Genomic DNA, 21,709 nt, shown 5'->3' with positions numbered 1-21,709 from the left:
CTAACTACATCAAAATAAAATTTACAACTGCTAATTATAAACTCATACTATCAAATTAGTAAGTAAAATTCCTGCTATGCAAACAAACAATTGAAACAAACCAAACATAACAGGAAGTTTACAAACAACTAAGATTTTTTATACTGCTACGGCACTTTCTTCTTCTATCCCTTTATCTTTTGCCCCTACTTCAAATTGATTAGATGTATTCTTTTCTCCACTAGCTTTTAACGCTTTATCTCCTGCAAAAAATGTTTTATGATCATCTCCTAAATCAGAACCAGCCATTCGTTGATGTTTTACACACGAAACTCCTTTTCTAATTTCTTGTCGTTGTACTCCTCTTACATACGCTAACATTCCATCTTCTCCAAAATAACCTTCTGTTAAATCATTCATATGTAACGCAGTTGTATGGTAGGTTGGTAAGGTAATTAAATGATGGAAAATACCTGCTTCTCTTGCCCCATCTATTTGGAAAGTACGGATTTTCTCATCCGCTCTATGACACAATTCTGTACCATCATAAGCCGCATTCATTAAATTATTTCTGTCGTACCCTGTCATGTTTTCTCCTTCTGCAACCATTTCATCATACACTTGATTACGGAAGTTTAACGTCCAATTGAACGATGGTGAATTGTTGTATACCAATTTCGCATTTGGTATTACTGCTCTCACTCTATTTACCATATTGGCTATTTGACCAACGTGTGGTGTAGGCGTTTCAATCCATAACAAATCGGCTCCGTTTTGTAAGCTTGTAATACAATCTAGCACTACCCTATCAATATTCGTTCCTTCTCTAAACTTATACAAACCATTAGCCAAACGTACAGGACGCACTAGCTTTCCATCACGTTTTAGTAATACATCGTCTTCTTTTGCTTCATCAATTGTAATTTCTTCAGCTTCTACAAAGGCTAAATATTGAGAAGCTAAATCTCCTGGTTCTTGACTTACAGGTAATTTTTGAGTTAATCCTGCTCCTTCCGAATCGGTTCTTGCTACAATAACTCCATCTTCTACGCCTAACTCTAAAAAGGCATATCGAATTGCATTTAATTTTGCTATAAAGTCTTCGTGTGGTACAGTTACTTTTCCGTCTTGATGTCCACATTGTTTAGCATCTGAAACTTGATTTTCTATCTGAATAGCACAAGCACCAGCCTGAATCATTTTTTTAGCTAACAAATACGTAGCTTCTTCATTTCCAAAACCAGCATCAATATCAGCAATAATTGGAACTATATGTGTTTCAAAATTATCAATTTCACTCTGTACATCTTCTCCGTTTTCTAATCTTCTAAATAAATCGTTTAATTCAATAGCATCTGCTTGACGTAGAAAATCATAAATCTCCTCAATTAACGCAGGAACTGCTGTTTTTTCATGCATCGATTGATCTGGTAATGGACCAAACTCTGAGCGCAAAGCAGCTACCATCCATCCTGAAAGATATAAATAACGTTTACTTGTTGTTTTGTGATGTTTTTTTACTGCAATCATTTTTTGTTGTGCTACAAATCCGTGCCAGCACCCCAATGACTGTGTATAATTAGATGAATCTGCATCGTAAGCCGCCATATCTTCTCTCATAATTGCAGCGGTGTATCTAGCGATATCTAAACCTGTTTTAAAACGGTTTTGTGCTACCATTCTAGCAGCATTCTCTGGAGAAACTGAATTCCAAGTTGCTCCGAACTTTTTCTTTAATTCTTTCACTGTTTGTAAAGCAGAACTATAATTAGCGTGTGCTAAATTTTTCATAATTTTGTAATTGATAAGGTTATTAATTTTTATTGATAGCTTGCCCTCTTAAATGTTGCCGCATTTTTGAGGGCTTTTTTCTCGATAATCGAGATTTAAATATTCAAGTCTAGTTTTTAATTTAAATTGCTTTTCTCTATAAATATTTATTTGCCGGTAAGGTTAAGAACTCTACAAATTCTTTGTTTAAAATCAACTCGTCAAATAATTGAATAGCTAACTCAAACTTTCCGTTATTGTATCTGTCTTCACCTACATAACTTTTTATTTTTTTTAATTCTTCTTTTTTAAATTGCTCATACATTCCTTCTGTAAACGTTCTACCATCTTCAAGCATTACGTTTTTATGTAACCATTGCCATACTTGTGTTCGAGATATTTCAGCAGTTGCTGCATCTTCCATTAAATTATACAAGGCAGCTGCTCCTTGTCCCATTAACCACGACTCTACATACAAAATACCAACATTGATATTTTCTCGTATTCCTTGCTCAGTAATAGTACCTTCTGGTAATTCTACTAAATCTTTTTCTGTAATTGTTAGATCTTCTAGCTTTTTATCTATCTGATTCGCATTGGGCATTGTTGTATTAAAAACGTCCATTGCAATTGCTACTAAACCAGGATGCGCCACCCAAGTTCCGTCATGACCATTCCTAACTTCTTGCTCCTTATCTTTCTTAACCTTTGCAAAAGCTTCTTTATTTAACGCTTCGTTATTCTTTACTGGAATTTGTGCAGCCATCCCTCCCATAGCATGTACACCTCGTTTGTGACACGACTGAATAACTCGTAACGAATACGCCTTCATAAATGGGCTACTCATGGTTACTTGTGAACGGTTTGGCACAATAAAACCAGAATGATTTCTGAACTTTTTAATGTATGAAAAGATATAATCCCAACGACCACAATTTAAGCCAGCCATATGATCTTTTAACTCATAAATAATTTCATCTAACTGAAAACTTGCCGTAATTGTTTCTATTAATACTGTTGCTTTAATGGTTTTTTGTGGTACCTCCATATACTCTTGTGCAAACACAAAGACATCATTCCACCAACGTGCTTCTTTGTAGTGCTCTAGTTTAGGTAAATAAAAATAGGTTGCACTACCTTGCTCTCGTAAGGTTTTGATATTATGGAAAAAGTACAATCCAAAATCTACCAAAGAACCTGACATTTCTACGCCATCAATCAACAAATGTTTTTCATTTAAATGCAATCCTCTTGGTCTTACTAACAAGGTAGCTACTTTCTCATTTAACTTGTAACTTTTATCTTTTGCAGCGTTGTAAAATGAAATTGTTTTATTTACTGCATCTCGTAAGTTTACCTGACCATCTAAAATATTTTGAATTGTAGGTGAATTACTATCTTCAAAATCTGCCATAAACGTTTTTGCTCCAGAATTTAAAGCATTGATAATCATTTTACGCTCTACTGGCCCTGTTATTTCTACTCTCCTATCTAACAAATCTTCAGGTAACGGAGCACATACCCAATCGCTCTCTCTTATCTCTTTCGTTTCCAAAGGAAAAGAAGGATAGTTTCCTGCATCAAAATAAGCTTGTTCGATTTCTCTTTCAGCTAATAATTGAAGTCTTTGAGGATTAAATTTTTCTTGAAGTTGAATTAAAAATGCTTTGGCTTCATTGGTCAAAACACTTTTATACTCGGTTTGATCAAAACCTACACATTGAATTTCTTTTGCTAAAACATCTTGATTCATATCTATTTATTTTTTACTTATTGATTGACAGTTCAATATTAAAAAAAAGAACTCAAACAAAAAAGCGAACGTTCGCTAAAAACATATAAATTACAAATTTTTATTAATTCGCTAATTTTTATACCTTTGAATTACGAATATTTTAATAAAACACATTGGAAGAAGAATATATCAGATTAGTTTTTGGGTTAAAACTGAAACAAATACGTACAGATAAAAACCTATCACTCTTTGGATTAGCTAAACTAACAGGATTATCAAAATCGTATTTAAACGAAATTGAGAAAGGAAAAAAGTATCCAAAAACTGATAAAATTGTTATTCTTTCTGAGAAGCTAGAAGTACCTTATGATCATTTGGTATCTCTAAAATTAGATAAAAACCTAGCCCCTATTGGTGAAATTTTACAATCGAAAATTTTAAAAGAGATTCCTCTTGACCTATTTGGTATTAAAGAAAATAATCTAATTGACATCATTGCCAATGCTCCTGCAAAGGTTAATGCTTTTATAAGTACCATTATTAAGATTTCTCAAAACTACAATTTAACAAGAGAAAGCTTTTTTCTTGCTGCATTACGTTCGTACCAAGAAGCACACAACAACTATTTTGAGGATATTGAAACAAAGGTTACAGATTTTATTAAGGCTTATCAAATAAATCCAAACAAACCTATTTCTTCAAAAGACTTAGAAGAAATTTTAATTGAAGAATACGGTTATACGATTGATAGCGAAGAACTATCTAAACATCAAAAATTATCTGAATTAAGAAACATCTATATTCCAAAAAACAAAACACTTCTTATATATAACGATATAAACGAAGCACAGAGAACATTCATTTTTGCTAAAGAAATAGCTTATAATTATTTACAAATTGAAAACAGGTTATATACATTTCCATGGATTAAATTTGACAGTTTTGATGAAGTATTAAATAATTTTGTAGCTTCTTACTTTGCAGGTGCTTTAATTATTCCGAAAGATGATTTAATTCAAAAACTAACACAACTTTTTTCTTTAAAAACTTGGCAACCTATACAATTGCACAAAATTATTAGAAGTTATAATTGTTCAGACGAAACGTTTTATCAACGTTTAACGAACATTTTACCAAGACACTTTAATATTAAAAACCTATTCTTTTTACGTTTTACTCATAAAGAAGGTTCTCTGGCACATAGACTTTCTAAAGAACTACATATTACACAACAACAGTCTCCTCACGCCAATCGTAATAACGAACATTATTGTAGAAGGTGGATTGCCATTAAAACAATTCAGGATTTAGAAGTTTCAGAAGAAAAAAAATCTGCTTACGGAATTCAAATTTCGTCGTACGAAAATTCTCAAAAAGAGTATTTAGTACTTTCTGCGGCTACTGCCGATCCTTTTAAAGAAAAAATTAATCGTAGTGTTAGCATAGGTATGTTGCTTTCTCCACACTTAAAAAGAAAACTTCATTTTTTTAATGAAGATACTTTCACTAAAAAAACAGTAGGTGTTACTTGCGAAACATGCGCAGTACAAAACTGTAATGAACGGGTGGCAGAACCTTATATTTTACTAAAACAATCTAGAAATAAAGAAATAGAAAACACTGTTGAAAACATCATTCAATCGTATACCTAAACACCTTGTTTTGTACGTTGTTTTTCTTATTTTAGCATACGCAAACAAATAACTTACCATGGATCTTAACTTCAACAAAAACGAAGACCACAATAAACTTTTAGTATCAGATTTACGTAGACGCTTAACCAAAGTTAAATTAGGCGGTGGACAAAAACGTATTGACAAACATCATGAGAAAGGAAAATTAACAGCTCGTGAACGTATTGATTATTTATTAGACGATAAGTCTAAGTCTATCGAAATTGCTGCTTTTGCAGGTGAAGACATGTATCAAGAACATGGTGGATGTCCTTCAGGTGGTGTGGTTGTAAAAATGGGATATATTAGTGGAAAACAATGTATTGTTGTTGCTAACGATGCTACCGTAAAAGCAGGTGCTTGGTTCCCTATTACAGGAAAGAAAAATTTAAGAGCTCAAGAAATAGCAATTGAAAATAAACTACCTATTATTTATTTGGTAGATTCTGCTGGGGTTTATTTACCAATGCAGGATGAAATTTTTCCTGATAAAGAACACTTCGGAAGAATTTTTAGAAACAATGCGGTAATGAGTAGCATGGGAATTACCCAAATTGCTGCCGTTATGGGAAGTTGTGTTGCTGGTGGTGCTTACTTACCTATTATGAGTGATGAAGCACTAATTGTAGACAAAACAGGAAGTATTTTCTTAGCGGGTAGTTATTTAGTTAAGGCCGCTATTGGCGAAACTATTGATAATGAAACATTAGGTGGAGCAACCACACATTGTGAAGTATCTGGGGTTACCGATTATAAAGCAAAAGATGATAAAGATGCTTTAGATACCATTAAAAACTTAATGGATAAAATTGGAGATTATGACAAAGCTGGATTTAATCGTAAAGAAGCTTTTCCTCCAAAAGAAAATGAAGATGATATTTTCGGAATTTTACCAAAAGCTCGTAATGAGCAATACGACATGATGGAAATCATCAAGCGTTTGGTTGATAATTCTGAATTTGAAGAATACAAGGCAGGCTATGGTCAAACCATTATTACTGGATATGCTCGTATTGATGGATGGGCAGTAGGTATCGTTGCTAACCAACGTAAAATTGTAAAATCAAAAGGAGCAAAAACCAAACCTAGCGAAATGCAATTTGGTGGGGTAATTTATAACGATTCAGCTGATAAAGCTACTCGATTTATTGCCAACTGTAACCAGAAGAAAATCCCGTTAGTTTTCTTACAAGATGTTACTGGGTTTATGGTAGGAAGTAAATCTGAACATAGCGGAATTATTAAAGATGGTGCTAAAATGGTGAACGCTGTTAGTAACTCTGTAGTTCCTAAATTTACGGTAGTTATTGGTAACTCTTACGGTGCAGGAAATTACGCTATGTGTGGTAAGGCCTATGATCCACGTCTTATTTTTGCATGGCCAAGTGCTGAACTAGCTGTGATGAGTGGAGCCTCTGCTGCCAAAGTATTATTACAAATTGAAACTGCCGCTTTAAAGAAAAAAGGAGAAGAAATTACTCCTGAAAAAGAAGCAGAATTATTTGATAAAATTAAATCGAGATACGATAATCAAATATCTCCTTACTATGCTGCTGCAAGAATTTGGACTGATGCTGTAATTAATCCTCTAGATACCAGAACATGGATTTCTATGGGAATAGAAGCTGCTGACCACGCTCCTATTGAAAAGCCTTTTAATTTAGGAGTTTTACAAGTTTAAAACACAGAAAACAGCATGAAGAGGAAAGTGTTTTGGGGCATTATTGCCCTTGTTATAGGCTTTGTAATCTATCAAGTGTATATTTTCACCTTATCTGAAAATGATAATATCAAGTCTATTTACCTAGTTCCTGATGATGCTGTTTTCATAGTTGATACTGAAAGACCTATTGACACTTGGGATGAAATAAGCTCAAGTGAAATTTGGACGCATCTTCAAAAGAATCAACAAATCAATAAACTATCTGAAGGCCTACATAGTTTAGATGAAACTTTTAAAGCAAAAAAGGAAATTTTTGACTTTATTGGGGAACGTAATCTGGTTATTTCAGTACATGTATTTAGTCCTAGAAAATATGGGTTATTATACGTTGCGGATTTACAAAAATTCTCTAAACTTATTTTTCTAAAAAGAGCTATAAGTAATTTGGCTGGAGAAGACTATAAGGTAACAAAACGAGTATACAAAGAACACGAAATTATAGAACTGTATAATAAGAAGACTAGAGAAACTTTACACCTTTCTTTTATTAAAAACCAAGTTATAGCTTCTTATACTCACCTTTTGGTTGAACAATCAATTGACCAATACTTGAATCCTGTTATTGGACGAGATATAAATTTTATAGAAATAAAAAAAAAAACAGATACTGATGGATTTTTTAATATCTATTTACAACATAAATATCTAAAAGATTATTTAAATTGTTTTACCAGTTCTAGCAATTTAGATTTTTTAAATAAAGAAGCATTCTTCTACTCTGGTTTAGACATATCCATTGTGGAAGGAGTTATTGTTCAAGCTACTGGTTACACAAACGTTGACACTAATTCACAAACTTATTTAAAGGTATTACAAAAGTCTGGGGCTGGTAAGCGTAGCGTTGCTAAAGTAGCTCCAAAGAACACCTCTTTATATCTTAGCTTTGCTTTTGATGATTTTAAAACATTCAATAGCAATTTAGAAAAGCTTCAACAAGAAAATCCTGCTGATTTTAAGGTGTATTCTGATCAACTTGCGATGATTGAGGATAAATTAGATATTAATGTTTCTGAAAACATTTATAGTTGGATTGGTAGTGAAATAGCTTTAATTCATTTTAACACTGAGCTTTCAAAAAACAAGAAAGATATCGCTGCTATTATTAAAGCTGATGATATTGATGATGCTAAAGAAAATCTTCAGCTTGTCCTTTCAAAAATTAAAGAAAACACCCCTTTAAAATACAAGCAAATCGATTACAGAGGTTATCCTATTAACTTTTTTGATTTAAAAGGATTCTTTAAAATGTTAGCAGGAAACATGTTTTCTAAAATGGAGAAACCTTACTTTACCATTATTGATGATTTTGTAGTTTTTAGTACTAGTCCAAATACTATTAAAGAAATTATTAACAACCACTTAATAGGATACACCCTAGAAAACTCTGAAAAATTCGATGATTTTAATTATCATTTTGAGAAAAAATCTAGTGTCTTTGCTTATGTAAACACTCCAAATTCCTACAAAGATCTTTTAAGTTTAGTTGATAACAAAACTCGACGTGAACTTCAAAAAAACAAACCTTATATTACTTGCTTTTCACAAATTGGAATGCAGCTAATTGCTTCTGATGACTTATTTGAAAGTAATATTTCTCTTGTTTTTGAAGATCCTAAAAACATTGACATAAACACTAAAAAAGATAAAGAATTAAAAGAGAAACTACTATTAGAGTTAGCTCCCCACAAAGATTCTACAAGTACTCAAAATTCCACAACATTTTTTAAGCTTCCGCCAATACATCCTTCTGACCTAAGCGCTAAATCATACAAAGAGTTTTATAAAAACGGAAAACTAAAATTTGAAGTTGATTTAGAAGATGGCTTAAAAGATGGTTCTTATAAGTCCTATTATGAAAACGGAAACGTAAAAGTTAAAGGGCATTATAAAAATGATAAACAAAGTGGAACTTGGAAAGCTTATGATAAACAAACAGGTGATGTAATTTTCAAAAAACATTTTTAATTGCAATATTTTATAGCATTAGTTACATTTGCCAAGCAAAATTAAAACAGAATACACATGGGAAGAGCATTCGAATTTAGGAAAGCAAGAAAGATGAAACGTTGGTCAGCTATGGCTAAAACCTTTACTCGTATTGGTAAAGATATCGTTATGGCAGTTAAAGAAGGTGGTCCAAACCCCGAAACCAACTCTCGTTTACGTGTTGTAATTCAAAATGCAAAGGCTGCCAACATGCCTAAAGATAATGTTGAGCGCGCTATTAAAAAAGCATCTGATAAAAGTACTGAAAACTATAAAGAAGTATTATTTGAAGGATATGCTCCTCATGGAATTGCTGTTTTAGTAGAAACTGCTACTGATAATAATAACCGTACAGTAGCTAATGTACGTGCTGCTTTTAACAAGTGTAACGGAAATTTAGGAACTTCTGGATCAGTTGCTTTTATGTTTGACCACGTGGTTAACTTTAAAGTAAAAGAAGATTCCTTAGGAATGGATTTAGAAGAGTTTGAAATGGAAATGATCGACTTTGAAGTGGAAGAAGTTTTTGCCGACGAAGAAGATAGTTCGGTAATGCTTTATGCTCCTTTTGAACAATTTGGCGCTATTCAAAAATATTTAGAAGAAAATAATATTGAAATTCTTTCTTCGGAATTTGAACGTATTCCAACAACCACTACTGCGATTTCAGAAGAACAAAAAGAAGAGGTAAACAAGCTTTTAGAAAGACTGGAAGAAGACGATGACGTAAACAATGTCTACCACTCTATGGAAGAATAACAAACATCTTCTTATTCAAAACATATAAATCCAACGATAAAAATCGTTGGATTTTTTTATATATTTATCTCAACCAAACTTCTCACTATTACTATTTTCTACAAAACAAAAGAATCGAATCAATAGAAATAAGCATATAAAGCAAACTTTACAAAACAGATAAAGAAGAAAACTACAATGCTTAACGATTCGGAATGAGTTTAGCTGATTATAAAAAAGCTTTTGACGCTAAAGATTTTTTAGAAAAAACAGGGCATTTAACCCTGTTTTTTTATTCTTAATTATACGTTTTTACTAATCTAACGAACTCTGCTTTGTAACCATCTTTATCCTCTCCTATTTCTCCCTCTGTCAAACTAAGTACATCTTCAATTTTTGTCTTATTTTTAAATTTTGATTTACTTAATTGCATTCCAAATAAAGCTACTGCTGAAATAAAATTCATATCATTCGTTGGTGCCAATACTTCATTTTTAACCGTTTTTACCAACTCTATACTTTTAGTCCCTTTTGGTAATTTATACCTAAACTTCACCGTTAATAATTCATTATTAAAACTATTTAATTGTTTATTTTGAGTATACTTCAATTTGGGTAGTTTCTTCAAAAATTTACTTTTTACTCCTACAGGAATTACTTCATACAATGCTGTTACTGTATGACCACTACCTAACTCACCAGCATCTTTTGTATCATCTACAAAATCTTCATCATTTAACAATCTGTTTTCATATCCTATTAAACGATATGCTTTTACTTTTTCTGGATTAAATTCTACCTGAATTTTCACATCCTTTGCAATGGTATATAAAGTACCCCCAAATTCTTTACCAAATACCTTTTGCGCTTCTTGCATAGTGTCGATATACGCATGATTTCCATTTCCCTTATCTGCTAAAATTTCTAATTTATCATCTTGGTAGTTTCCGTAACCAAAACCTAACACTGATAGAAATACTCCTGATTTTCTTTTTTCTTCTATTAACTCTTCCATTTCAGCATTGGTTGAAGCTCCTACATTAAAATCACCGTCTGTAGCTAAAATAACTCGGTTATTTCCATCTTTTATATAATTTTCCTTTGCTAGTTTGTAAGCTAACTCAATTCCTTCGCCTCCTGCTGTTGAGCCTCCTGCTTCTAATTGATTCAAAGCCTCTAATATTGTTTCTTTTTCATTTCCTGATGTAGGTTTTAAAACTACCCCTGCTGCTCCTGCATATACAACAATTGCTACTTTATCTTTTTCTCTTAACTGATTTACCAATAATTTAAAAGCAGATTTTAATAAAGGTAATTTATTATGATCTGACATAGAGCCTGAAACATCTATCAAAAAAGTTAAGTTTGATGCTGGTAAATTTTCTTGTTTATACTCTTTTCCTTTTAATCCAATTCTTATCAACTGAGTGTCTTTATTCCATGGAGTCCTAACAATTTCTGTAGTGATTGAAAAAGGATGTTTTCCTTTAGGTTGCGGATAGTTATAATCAAAGTAATTAATCATTTCTTCGATCTTAACTGCTTCCTTTGGTACTTTTTGACCGCTATTAATCATTCTTCTTATATTACTGTAAGAAGCTTTATCAACATCAATAGAAAATGTAGACAAGGGAGAGTTTACAGGGCTTCTGAAAATATTTTCACTTCTTCCTGCATAAGAATCTCTATTTTCAATTTGATTATGTCCTCTAATGCTAATAGCTCCAGTAGAAAAAGCCTTTTTACCTTTTAAAGTACCATAACTTGTCACTACAACTTCATCTAATACATTGTCTCCCTTCATTACAACATTTATTACCGGACTTTTTCCTACTGTTTTCATCTCTGTTTTCATTCCTACAAAAGAAAACACTAAAACATCTCCTTGTGTAGCTGAAATAGAGTATTTACCATCAAAATCAGTTTCAATTCCAATAGTAGTTCCTTTTACCACAATAGTAACTCCTGGTAACGGACCTGATTCATCTGAAACTACACCTGTTATTGTTCTTTGTTGTGCTGCAAGTGCTATTGAACTCAACAATATCATTGCATAAAATAGTTTTTTAAACATAGTTTTTCGTTTTAAAGTTTACATAAAACTAGCTAACACTATATTTTTATAAAACTATAAATGAGTAAACAAGTTTATTAGAAAAGTGAACGATACTTTTTAGTGAGGTAAAGTTTTAGCGAGTGTTTTTTTACGTTGGATTTTTTGTGTCTCCGTTTCTATGAATTTATCCACAAAATAAACTGCTTTCGGAATTTCATACTTCGTAAGCCCCAATAGATTTCTAACTTCGTTTGAAATAGCGTCGTTTTCCTCTCCTTCTACTATCAAAACTAGCTTCTCTCCTAGTTTTTTATCGTTGATACCTGCAACAAAAAAGCGATTTGAAATAATTTTAGAGAGTTTTTCTTCTATTTTCTCTGGATGTAGCTTTACTCCTCCAGAGTTAATCACGTTGTCATAACGTCCCAACCATTCAAATTCGGTATCAGAAATCAAACGAATTACATCGTTTGTTATAATTTTTTCTTCGGCTACTTTTGGCGCATCAATCACTAAGCAATTTCGATTGTCTTGAGAAAGTTGTACATTAGGAAGTGTCTTGTAGTGAGGTTTCTCACTATCGTTCGAAATGATATTGTTTAACTTTTTAACAGCAATATGTGTAATTGTTTCTGTCATTCCGTAAGTGGCATAAATTTCAGTTGATTTATTTTGAATAGCTTCAATTAAATCATTTGCTACAACACCTCCTCCTACAATAAGTTTCTTTATTTTATGAATACTAGACAAAGAGCTTCTTAACTGCAAAGGTACCATCGCGGAAAAATCATACTCTTTTAGAATTTCAACTTCAGATGTTGGAGCAACCACATCCATACTCCACCCTAAGGTTAATGCACGAACTAGCATCATTTTCCCAGCAATATAACCAGTTGATAAGCACAATAAAGCTGTAGTATTTTCTTTTAATCTGAAAAAAGTTCCAGTGGCTTTTGCTGAGTTTATCATAAACTCTTTTTTCAACCGAATCGGTTTAGGTTTTCCCGTAGAACCTGATGTTTTTACTACTACAAAATCTTCTGCATTAAACCAATCTGATAAAAATTGATATACGGAATCGTTTATAGTTTTCGAAAAAGTCAATAATTCATCTTCATTAGAAAAAGACTTTCCGTTTAACTGAAAACTATTATGAAAGTTTAGGTTGTCCACTTTATTTGGAGTACTATTTTGTTGTTATTACCGGCTTCTCTATGTTACCAAATAGTTTTTCTTTCCAATTTTTCCAGCCATATTTTTTTTGTAATATTATAATATATAGTGGATAAATTAAAAATACTGGAATTATCATTTGAAACACTAAATTAGGTTCTGAATAATCAATAAACAAAGCATCTGTTTGAAAAACAGCCCAATTTGAAGCTACTAAAATAGCCGCTGCAATATTATTTGCTGCATGAATTCCTAAAGCTAATTCTGTTCCTTCATCTAACAACGTAATAATACCAAATAAAAAACCTGTACCAATATAAAACCCCATAATTCCGTAACCTAATTTGGATACCTCAGGATTTAAAATATGCATAAAACCAAACAATACTGAAGTTACGATAAGTGGAACCCATCTAGTATTAGTTAAAATTCCAATTCCTTGCATTAAATAACCTCTAAACAACAATTCTTCTAACGATGTTTGAATTGGAATTAAAATGATACAAATCGTTAATAATAGAAAAAACGGAACTGGTTTAAAATTCCACACAAAATCTTCAGGAGCTAATAAATAACCTATCAAAAGAAAAAACACAGTTATTAAAAACCAAGTAGTAAATCCATAAAAAAAACGGTTCCAATCTACTCTTTTCCTACTCGTTATCAATGAAGTAATTGATCGTTGATGTAAAAGTTTTACAAAAATTAACAATAATATCATTAATACTGCGAATGGTATTAGATTTTCAAGTAAAAAAATATTTTTATTCCCTTGAAAATTAGCAGTTTGACCCATTAACTCATTATATACTTCTGGTAATAAAAAATAAATGGAAAAATTTAATATAAATGGTGACATTACTATCAAAACTGTTAGCAACCATCTCCACCAGCTATTTTCTCCTTTATATGCTTGTTGTATAAAATTCATTGTTATATATTAAAGTACCATTTTTTGTTCGTATTATACCCTAAACTTCCATTTGAAACTTCCAACGGACTTTCAAAATTGTTGGTAAACAAACTACCTGTTCCTAAACCTTGCGGCAACGGATTATTTAAGGTATGCGTCCATTGTGCTATTGCATTTAGCCCTATATTGCTTTCCAAAGCACTGGTTATCCAATTACCTGCGTTATGGTTGGATGCTATTTGAATCCATTCGTTACTTCCTTTAAACCCTCCTACCAAACTAGGTTTTAAAATAATGTATTGAGGTTGAATTGTAGCTATACATTTTTCTTTCTCTTTTAAAGAAAATACACCTATTAATTCTTCATCAAGCGCAATTGGTAATGGTGTTTTTTCACATAAACTTGCCATTTCTTGCCATTGTCCTTGTTTTATTGGTTGCTCTATAGAATGTAGTTCTAATTCAGATAGTCTTTGTAACTTTTCTAAGGCATTTTGTGGCAAAAATGCTCCATTGGCATCTACACGAAGTTCAATTTCCTTGGCTGAAAATTCTTTTCGTATTGATTGTAACAAAGCTATCTCTGTATCGAAATCAATCGCTCCTATTTTCATTTTTATGGTAGTAAAACCTTGTTGCAACTTATCTTTTATTTGTTGCTGCATAAAGACTTTATCTCCCATCCAAATTAATCCGTTTATAGAAATTTGTTGTTGTCCTTTAGTAAAGTCAGAAGGAAATAATTCAAACGGTGTTTTGCTTTCTAAGGATAAAAATGCTTGTTCTAATCCAAACTGTATCGATGGGAACTCGTTGAGTTCAAATAATAATTTCTCTAAGCCAGAATTAATATTGTTACACACCCACTGTAATTTCTCTTCATAATTAGGTTTATCATCAGCACTTAAACCTCTGAACAAACCGCATTCTCCAAAACCTTTCTTTCCTTCTTTTTCTAAAATTATAAACCAAGTTTCTTTAGTTCTTAAAATTCCACGAGAGGTACCACTTGCTTGTTTAAAATTCAGTAAGTATTTATGGTAGGTAGCTTTTATCAATTGTAAGTGTTTTAATTATGAGCTTCAGATGCTTTTTTAAAGTTCTCTAAATATTGTTGACTCATTTTTTTAAGAGCTCCTTTAAAGTACGGGAATAAACAACTCATTATATACGATTCACTAATACAGGTAGTAGTTTGTAATATCTTAGTTGAGTTTCCTTCTGAAATAAATGTATAATCATCTGTTTTTAGCATATTTTCTGCATCAAAGTGAAGAGTAAGTTTTTCATTTTCTTTATACGCTAATACTTCTTCTGTCATAGTTACCAATTTACCTTGATTTTCAACAACCACTTTATATTTACTACCTATTTTATTAGGTTGTTCTTCTAGAGTTTCAATTGATTTCACCTCTGGCATCCATTTTTTCATCAATTCTTCATCCTGAAAATCCGAAAAAACTTCTTTCACAGGCTTATTAATTGTTACTTCATTGGTATAAACAACTTCTTGTACCACTAATCCTGTTAAGAAAAATGTAAGAATTAAAACTGTTATAACACCTAAAATTATTTTGATTATTTTCATAATACCTTTATAAAAGAGGTTGCTTAAATAGTTATTGTTTGTCCAATTTCTAAAATCACTAATTCTTTTTTTGCTTGTGAAAACTTTTCTTTAGCTTCTTCTATATCTATTTTTATAGGAGGAAAGGTGTTGAAATGACACCCTATTACTTTATCACAAATTACTAAGTCGCTGGCTATGATAGCATCGTCAACTCCCATGGTAAAATTATCACCAATCGGAAATATTGAAGCTGTTAAGTTTGTTGACATCGGTATTAGCTTCATATCCATAGTTACTGCTGTATCACCAGAAATATACAAGGATTTTTCTCCTGCTGTTACTACAAACCCTCCTGGTTGCCCTCCATAACTTCCATCTGCAAATGAAGAAGTGTGAATAGCATTTACATACTTTGCAGAAAACACATCATTTTTATATGTACCTCCATGATTTACTGGATGTCCTTTGAGTTTTTTCGTTTCATAATACATTACTATTTCGTAATTAGAAATTATTGTAGCTCCTGTTCTTTCTGCTATGCGTTCTACATCTAATACATGATCTTGATGCGCATGTGTAAGTAAAATATAATCTGCTTTTACTTTATCTACATCTATATTTGATGCTAGAGGGTTTCCTGTTATAAAAGGGTCAACTAACACATGTGTTCCGTTAATTTCAATACCAAAACATGCGTGACCGTAAAAAGTAATTTTCATGTATTTATTCTTTTCGTTTAATTCGTTTCTTTATGAGTATTATTAATAAAACTATTAAAAGTATAAATGGCCAAATGTTTACCAAACCGATAAAAAACCATTTTATATTGTCTATTCCGTTGGCAAAAGCATCTGCTATACGTCTTCCAAAAGTTTTTGAATAAGCTTTACTTACTTCTTCTTTATAAAATCGAATTGTTAGAGTTGAGAAAGACACTTGATTTTGTAAGTATTTCAAACGTCCTTCCATCGATTCTATTTCAGACCTTACATTTGTTAATTCTCGCTCAACTTCTAAAATTTCTTTTACTGAACTAGCCTTTTTTAGTATTTCGCTATATCGTTGTTCTAATTCTTTTTTTACCTTCAAACGTGCTTGTACATCCAAAAATTGCTCTGTTACATCGTTAACAGAGATATTCTTATTATCAAACCTTGCTACTTTTGATGAAATCTCATTTAAAAAAGTATCAAAACTTTCTGAAGGAATTCGAACCGTTAAATTTGAAGTAATATTTTGAGAAGATTTGTACTCGTTATCAGCAGAAATGTATCCGTTATATTTTTTTACTGCTTGCTCTATATAATTTCTTGTTTCTAATAAATTATCTGTTTCAAAAGAAATATCGCCTGTTTTAATAAGTTTTCTTTCAATTGTTACTTCTTTATTCTCTGATACAACTTCTGATGCTTCTACAATTTCTTTGGTAATGTCAAAATTTCCTGAAGTTTTAAGCTCTCCATAAGAGGTTGGATTCGCTCCTTTACTATTACAGCTAATAAATAATAGAAACGTTCCGAAAAAGACTAAAATAGTTCTCATAGTGTTAAATTTTCTTGGGAAGTTACAAAATTTGACCTAATCCGAATAAAATTGAAAATAAAAAGGTACTAAGAGCTACTTTTTTTAACTCTCCATCTAACAAGGTTTCTTCTTTGTTTTTATAGACAAAAACTAAATGTTTTAGTAGAGGAATATAAGCTATAATAAATAAGAATTGATATGGTGATTTAAACGTAATTACCGTGTACAGTAATGCAACTATAAAAGACGCTACAATTAAAAAGTAATGATACATTTTTGCAGATTCTGCTCCCATTTTTACCACAAGCGTATTTTTTCCTGATACCGCATCATTCTCTCTATCTCGCATATTGTTTAAGTTCAATACCGCTGTACTCAACAATCCAACTGTAATTGCTGGTAAAAAAATGATAAAGTTTAACTGTTTGGTGTATAAGAAGTAAGTTCCAACAACTGCTAACAACCCGAAAAAGATAAAAACGAAAACATCTCCAAATCCGCTATAACCATAAGCTGATTTCCCAACGGTATATTTTATGGCTGCTACTATCGAAGCTATCCCTAACCCGAAAAAAATTATTGAATACAAAAAGTTGTCTTTTCCAAAGGAAACATAAATTAGTAGTAGTGCAATAATAGTTGTAATAACTCCTGTAACAATCATTGCATTTTTCATTTGTTTTGGAGTAATCGCTCCTGAAGCTACCATACGTGCTTCTCCTTCTCTTTCATTATCCGTCCCTTTTACACCATCTCCATAATCATTAGCAAAATTAGATAGTACTTGAAAACCAATAGTGGTTAGTATAGCAAGTAAAAATATATATATTGAAGGAAAAACCTCGATATGTTTAACTTTAAAATATGTTTTATCAACAACATCAAGCTCAGCTAATGAAGTTTGTATAGGTTGCCAAACCCCTAAAAAACTTCCTAAAATAATTCCTGAAACCGATAAGGGTAATGTACGTAAACGTGCTGCTTTTATATAGTTTTTCATTGAGATAGTATGATTTTCAAAGATAAGTTTTTTAGACATAAAAAAAGGAAAGCTAAGCTTTCCTTTTATCTTCAACTATATGAATCGTTTATTTATTTACTACAGCATCAAAACCTACTTTTGTTCCTGGTTTATCTATAAAATATTCTCTTTTGTCTACCAAAACATTATCTCTAAGAATTTCCATTGTTATTGTATAAACACTAAAATTATCTGTGGCTTTATCTTCATATTCAAAAGCTAAATTAGCTGCAAAATTAATTTCATCTGTATACGATTTCTTATAAGGAAAAACATTAGTTGTTATAGTGTTATCATACTTAAAGAAACCTGATTCTAGAAAAACAGTTTTAATTCTTCCATTGTTGTCATTACTTGTACTTGTAATATTAAATGTTATTGTTGCCAAGTTTCCATTTCCGTCAAGAGATAAATCGGTGTCATCACACGATATTAATAACACTAAGCATAAAAAGGTAAAAAGGTGTCTCATTCTTTTTTGTTTTCGAATTATTTTTCAACAAACTTACTACAAAGAAAAAAGTGTGCTACTCTCGTAACACACTTTTAAGAAAACTTTATATTTCTTTACTAAAGGTTATTTGCTTCTGCAATTAACTCTGCAATGTCTTTTACTTGTATTTGCGATTCTTTTTCTTTGAATTTTACACCGTCAGTCATCATGGTATTACAGTAAGGACAACCGGTAGCAATAATTTGTGGATTTGTTTCTAAAGCATCTTCTGTTCTTAACACGTTAATATCTTTATCTCCTCTTTCAGGTTCTTTAAACATTTGTGCTCCTCCAGCTCCACAACATAATGCTGTTGACTTATGACGTTTCATCTCAGTCATTTTTACTCCTAAACGACGAATTAATTCACGTGGACTTTCATATACATCATTTGCACGTCCTAAATAACATGGATCGTGATACGTTAAACGCTTACCGTTTAAATTTTCATCTTCAATAGTTAAACGTCCTTCTTTGATTAACTTGCTAATATATTGAGTATGATGATATACTTTATACTTTCCTCCTAATTCAGGATATTCATTTTTTAATGTATTAAATGAATGCGGATCGCAAGTTACAATTGTTTTTATTTCGTAAGCGTTTAAAATTTCAATATTTGTAACAGCTTGCATTTGAAATAAAAACTCATTCCCTGCTCGTTTTGCTGCATCTCCTGTTGAACTTTCTTCGGTGCCTAATACTGCAAAGTCAACTCCTGCTTGTTGTAATATTTTTACGAAGGCTCTTGTTATTTTTTTTGCTCTATCATCGTAACTTCCTGCGGCTCCTACCCAAAATAACACTTCAGGTTGTTTTCCTTGAGCCATCATTTCTGCCATTGTTGGTACTACCATAAATTGTGAGTTTTTAAATTATGACTTACGCTTTATTTCTTACTCGTAATTCATAATTAATTATTAAAAAATTATTCTTCGTCTTTCCAGTTTAATCTATCCATTTGACTATACTGCCATGGTGCTCCGTTATTTTCAATATTGGTCATCATCATATTTAACTCTTGCGGAGCTGCAGATTCTTCCATTACTAAATAACGACGCATATCCATAATAATAGATAATGGATCAATACCAATAGGACACTCTTGTACACAGGCATTACAACTTGTACAAGCCCATAATTCTTCTGGTGTTATATAATCATTTAATAATTGTTTTCCATCGTCTTTAAATGTACCTCCATTTGCATCAATATTTTTTCCTACTTCTTCTAAACGGTCACGTGTTTTCATCATAATTGCACGTGGTGATAATTCTTTTCCTGTTAAGTTTGCTGGACAAGATGAAGTACAACGTCCACATTCAGTACATGTGTAAGCATTCATTAACTGTACCCAATTTAGATCAGTCACATCAGAAGCACCAAATTTCTCAGGTTCTCCTTCTTCTTCTCCATCTTCAGGCATAGCATACGGATCAGCATCTGGATCCATCATCATCTTTACCTCTTTTGTTACAGCTTCTAAATTATTAAACTGTCCTTTGGGTTTTAAATTTGCATAGAATGTATTTGGGAAAGCTAGTAATATATGTAAATGCTTAGAATAATATAAATAGTTTAAGAATATTAGAATTCCTATAATGTGTAGCCACCAAGCTGTTTTCTCAATAGTGTGTAAAGATTCATTAGAAAAACCATCAAACCAAGGAGCTATAAATTGAGAAACTACATTTCCTACTCCAGCCTCTTGAAAAGTAACATCTGTAGCATTCATTACTAAGAATAAACTCATTAACACCATTTCAAAATATAGAATAATATTTCCATCATTCTTAGGCCAACCTTCCATTTCTTTATTCCAAAAACGTTTCACTTTTTCTATATTTCTTCGGAACCAAAAAATCGTTACAGATATTAAAACAAGTACTGACAATACTTCAAAGTTTCCTATTAAGAAACCATATAATGTATTTCCTATTATTGGTTGAAAAACACGATGTGTTCCTAATAATCCATCAATAACAATCTCTAACATTTCGATATTGATTAGAATAAACCCAACATATACAACAACATGTAAAATACCTGAAACAGGACGACGTACCATTTTATATTGTCCTAAAGCTATTTTAGCCATATTTTTCCATCGTTCTGGTTTTCTATCAGTTCTATCTACATCTTTTCCTAATTTAATGTTTCGTATTAGCTTACGAACATTCATTACAAAATACCCTATAGCTGCAATTAAAATAATTGCAAAAAAGAGGTTTGGCAAGTAATTCTCCATTGTCTTTAATTAATTTTTTTACTCTATTTATAACTATTTACTTCTTCAGTTTTTAAGAGGTTATAGAATATTTTTAGTTGTTGTTTTATTTAGTTGTTACTTGTATTGCTTTGATTGTTTTCTTCGTTATATGGTTTTGGTTTTTTTCCGAATAATGAGAAATGTACAAAACGTTTTGGGTTTAATTTCATTTCTCTTAATAGTTCTTCTAATTCTTTTGAGGCATTTGTTAAATTAGTATACATTTTATCATCAGTCATTAACTTTCCTAAAGTTCCTTTTCCTGATTTCATGTTGGCTAACAAGCCATTAACATTTGCAAGAGTTGCTTCAAGCTTTTTTACCGATTCTCCTAAATTAGCTTTCGCCAAATCATCAGATACTTTTGAAAAGTTATCTGTAATTTTTTTAGTATTCTCAAAGGTTTTATTTAAATTTTCTTTATTATTTGCCAATAATGTATTAACCGAAGCTAAAGTTTTACGTACATCATATATGGTACCTTCTAAGCCTAATATACTTCTATTTAAGCTTTTTCTTGATTTTTCATCTAATACTTGATTAAACCCAATAAGTAAGGAGTCTGCTCCTACTAATACGTTTTCTAATTTAGCTTGAATGGGGTTTAATTTCTCTCCAACAGATGAGAATATGTCCGATTCAACTTCTCCGTTTAAATAATCTCCTGATTTTGCTACTTCTCCGTCATACTTAGGCACAATTGCTAAGTTTTGCCCTCCCATTAAGCTTGCCGAATATATTTTAGCGATACTGTTTTTAGAAAAATTAAAGTCAGTGTCTAATGAAATTTTCACTATTAAATTTCCTTTTTTATCTGGGTTTTGATTGAAACGAATTTCATCAACTTTTCCAACTTTCAATCCATTAATAGTAACTGAACTTGCTTCATTTAGACCATTGATATTATTGTACTCTACAAAAAAGTGCCTTGTGTTTGCACTGAACAAATCTTGTCCTTTTAAGAAATTATAACCCCAAATAAATAGTGCAATAACAACGACAGCAACAATTCCTGTTTTTAGTTCTTTAGACATAGAATATATTTATACGAGCGAAAATAATAATAATTTTGCGAGTATATATATA

18 protein-coding genes are annotated in these 21,709 nt (G+C 31.5%); 4 read left to right on the top strand and 14 right to left on the bottom strand.

The annotated features are described in order from the left end of the window. Positions 1-138: 138 nt before the first annotated feature. Both NH341_RS14340 and aceB read right to left on the bottom strand, forming a co-directional pair. Complete coding sequence (locus NH341_RS14340; RefSeq protein ID WP_173361011.1) at positions 139-1,770, bottom strand: isocitrate lyase; 1,632 nt, start codon at positions 1,768-1,770, stop codon at positions 139-141. Positions 1,771-1,906: 136 nt separating this feature from the next. Then, positions 1,907-3,502, bottom strand: a complete 1,596-nt coding sequence (aceB, locus tag NH341_RS14335; protein WP_253057326.1) for a malate synthase A — start codon at positions 3,500-3,502, stop codon at positions 1,907-1,909. 155 nt (positions 3,503-3,657) lie between these two features. Between aceB and NH341_RS14330 the strand changes: the two genes are divergently transcribed. Genes NH341_RS14330 through NH341_RS14315 form a run of 4 tightly spaced genes read left to right on the top strand, consistent with a single transcriptional unit; the run spans position 3,658 to position 9,625 of the window. Continuing rightward, entirely contained in the window at positions 3,658-5,136 is a 1,479-nt protein-coding gene (locus NH341_RS14330; RefSeq protein WP_047789106.1) for a helix-turn-helix domain-containing protein, read from the top strand. Positions 5,137-5,194: 58 nt separating this feature from the next. Further along, complete coding sequence (locus tag NH341_RS14325; RefSeq protein WP_253057324.1) at positions 5,195-6,838, top strand: acyl-CoA carboxylase subunit beta; 1,644 nt, start codon at positions 5,195-5,197, stop codon at positions 6,836-6,838. A 15-nt stretch (positions 6,839-6,853) separates the two neighbouring features. Continuing rightward, positions 6,854-8,845, top strand: a complete 1,992-nt coding sequence (locus NH341_RS14320; protein WP_253057322.1) for a DUF3352 domain-containing protein — start codon at positions 6,854-6,856, stop codon at positions 8,843-8,845. Positions 8,846-8,902: 57 nt separating this feature from the next. After that, positions 8,903-9,625 carry a YebC/PmpR family DNA-binding transcriptional regulator gene (locus tag NH341_RS14315; protein WP_047789109.1) on the top strand — a complete coding sequence of 241 codons (723 nt, stop codon included), beginning with the start codon at positions 8,903-8,905 and terminating at the stop codon, positions 9,623-9,625. 277 nt (positions 9,626-9,902) lie between these two features. Here the strand turns inward: NH341_RS14315 and NH341_RS14310 are convergent, their stop codons facing one another. From NH341_RS14310 to NH341_RS14255, 12 genes are all read right to left on the bottom strand, one after another. Next, the gene (locus NH341_RS14310) at positions 9,903-11,678 is read right to left on the bottom strand and encodes a von Willebrand factor type A domain-containing protein (protein WP_239180813.1); all 1,776 of its coding nucleotides are present in this window, start codon (positions 11,676-11,678) and stop codon (positions 9,903-9,905) included. A gap of 99 nt (positions 11,679-11,777) precedes the next feature. Then, positions 11,778-12,833, bottom strand: a complete 1,056-nt coding sequence (locus tag NH341_RS14305) for an AMP-binding protein (protein ID WP_253057320.1) — start codon at positions 12,831-12,833, stop codon at positions 11,778-11,780. 13 nt (positions 12,834-12,846) lie between these two features. Further along, positions 12,847-13,764: a CPBP family intramembrane glutamic endopeptidase gene (locus NH341_RS14300; RefSeq protein ID WP_253057318.1), complete on the bottom strand. Its 918-nt coding sequence runs from the start codon at positions 13,762-13,764 to the stop codon at positions 12,847-12,849. 2 nt (positions 13,765-13,766) lie between these two features. Next, positions 13,767-14,804: an o-succinylbenzoate synthase gene (locus NH341_RS14295; protein WP_253057316.1), complete on the bottom strand. Its 1,038-nt coding sequence runs from the start codon at positions 14,802-14,804 to the stop codon at positions 13,767-13,769. 11 nt (positions 14,805-14,815) lie between these two features. Continuing rightward, complete coding sequence (locus NH341_RS14290; protein ID WP_253057314.1) at positions 14,816-15,334, bottom strand: SRPBCC family protein; 519 nt, start codon at positions 15,332-15,334, stop codon at positions 14,816-14,818. Positions 15,335-15,357: 23 nt separating this feature from the next. Next, positions 15,358-16,035: a metal-dependent hydrolase gene (locus tag NH341_RS14285; RefSeq protein ID WP_047789115.1), complete on the bottom strand. Its 678-nt coding sequence runs from the start codon at positions 16,033-16,035 to the stop codon at positions 15,358-15,360. A gap of 4 nt (positions 16,036-16,039) precedes the next feature. After that, positions 16,040-16,858 (bottom strand): DUF4349 domain-containing protein, encoded by an 819-nt coding sequence (locus NH341_RS14280; protein ID WP_253057312.1) that lies wholly within the window; start codon positions 16,856-16,858, stop codon positions 16,040-16,042. A 22-nt stretch (positions 16,859-16,880) separates the two neighbouring features. Beyond that, positions 16,881-17,840, bottom strand: coding sequence for a 1,4-dihydroxy-2-naphthoate octaprenyltransferase (menA, locus tag NH341_RS14275; RefSeq protein ID WP_256471529.1), 960 nt, complete (start codon positions 17,838-17,840; stop codon positions 16,881-16,883). Between the two features lie 88 nt (positions 17,841-17,928). After that, positions 17,929-18,333: a hypothetical protein gene (locus tag NH341_RS14270; RefSeq protein WP_047789117.1), complete on the bottom strand. Its 405-nt coding sequence runs from the start codon at positions 18,331-18,333 to the stop codon at positions 17,929-17,931. Positions 18,334-18,431: 98 nt separating this feature from the next. Next, positions 18,432-19,211 (bottom strand): (Fe-S)-binding protein, encoded by a 780-nt coding sequence (locus tag NH341_RS14265; protein WP_073183794.1) that lies wholly within the window; start codon positions 19,209-19,211, stop codon positions 18,432-18,434. Positions 19,212-19,282: 71 nt separating this feature from the next. Then, positions 19,283-20,602, bottom strand: a complete 1,320-nt coding sequence (locus tag NH341_RS14260) for a 4Fe-4S dicluster domain-containing protein (RefSeq protein ID WP_047789119.1) — start codon at positions 20,600-20,602, stop codon at positions 19,283-19,285. Between the two features lie 89 nt (positions 20,603-20,691). Beyond that, on the bottom strand, positions 20,692-21,657 hold the full coding sequence (locus NH341_RS14255) for an MlaD family protein (RefSeq protein WP_047789120.1): 966 nt from the start codon (positions 21,655-21,657) through the stop codon (positions 20,692-20,694). Positions 21,658-21,709 lie beyond the last annotated feature (52 nt).

It is taken from the genome of Tenacibaculum sp. XPcli2-G, assembly GCF_024124505.1.
Lineage (GTDB): Bacteria > Bacteroidota > Bacteroidia > Flavobacteriales > Flavobacteriaceae > Polaribacter > Polaribacter mesophilus.
Note: the sequence above shows the minus strand (reverse complement) of the source record. Positions and strands in the feature narration are given on the sequence as shown.

Bases quoted from the DNA above. Each gene is read 5' to 3' on its own strand.
- NH341_RS14310 (WP_239180813.1), bottom strand. From the start codon at position 11,678: ATGTTTAAAAAACTATTTTATGCAATGATATTGTTGAGTTCAATAGCA.
- NH341_RS14315 (WP_047789109.1), top strand. From the start codon at position 8,903: ATGGGAAGAGCATTCGAATTTAGGAAAGCAAGAAAGATGAAACGTTGG.
- NH341_RS14320 (WP_253057322.1), top strand. From the start codon at position 6,854: ATGAAGAGGAAAGTGTTTTGGGGCATTATTGCCCTTGTTATAGGCTTT.
- NH341_RS14265 (WP_073183794.1), bottom strand. From the start codon at position 19,211: ATGGTAGTACCAACAATGGCAGAAATGATGGCTCAAGGAAAACAACCT.
- NH341_RS14255 (WP_047789120.1), bottom strand. From the start codon at position 21,657: ATGTCTAAAGAACTAAAAACAGGAATTGTTGCTGTCGTTGTTATTGCA.
- NH341_RS14340 (WP_173361011.1), bottom strand. From the start codon at position 1,770: ATGAAAAATTTAGCACACGCTAATTATAGTTCTGCTTTACAAACAGTG.
- NH341_RS14270 (WP_047789117.1), bottom strand. From the start codon at position 18,333: ATGAGACACCTTTTTACCTTTTTATGCTTAGTGTTATTAATATCGTGT.
- aceB (WP_253057326.1), bottom strand. From the start codon at position 3,502: ATGAATCAAGATGTTTTAGCAAAAGAAATTCAATGTGTAGGTTTTGAT.
- NH341_RS14260 (WP_047789119.1), bottom strand. From the start codon at position 20,602: ATGGAGAATTACTTGCCAAACCTCTTTTTTGCAATTATTTTAATTGCA.
- menA (WP_256471529.1), bottom strand. From the start codon at position 17,840: ATGAAAAACTATATAAAAGCAGCACGTTTACGTACATTACCCTTATCG.
- NH341_RS14300 (WP_253057318.1), bottom strand. From the start codon at position 13,764: ATGAATTTTATACAACAAGCATATAAAGGAGAAAATAGCTGGTGGAGA.
- NH341_RS14285 (WP_047789115.1), bottom strand. From the start codon at position 16,035: ATGAAAATTACTTTTTACGGTCACGCATGTTTTGGTATTGAAATTAAC.
- NH341_RS14290 (WP_253057314.1), bottom strand. From the start codon at position 15,334: ATGAAAATAATCAAAATAATTTTAGGTGTTATAACAGTTTTAATTCTT.
- NH341_RS14325 (WP_253057324.1), top strand. From the start codon at position 5,195: ATGGATCTTAACTTCAACAAAAACGAAGACCACAATAAACTTTTAGTA.
- NH341_RS14280 (WP_253057312.1), bottom strand. From the start codon at position 16,858: ATGAGAACTATTTTAGTCTTTTTCGGAACGTTTCTATTATTTATTAGC.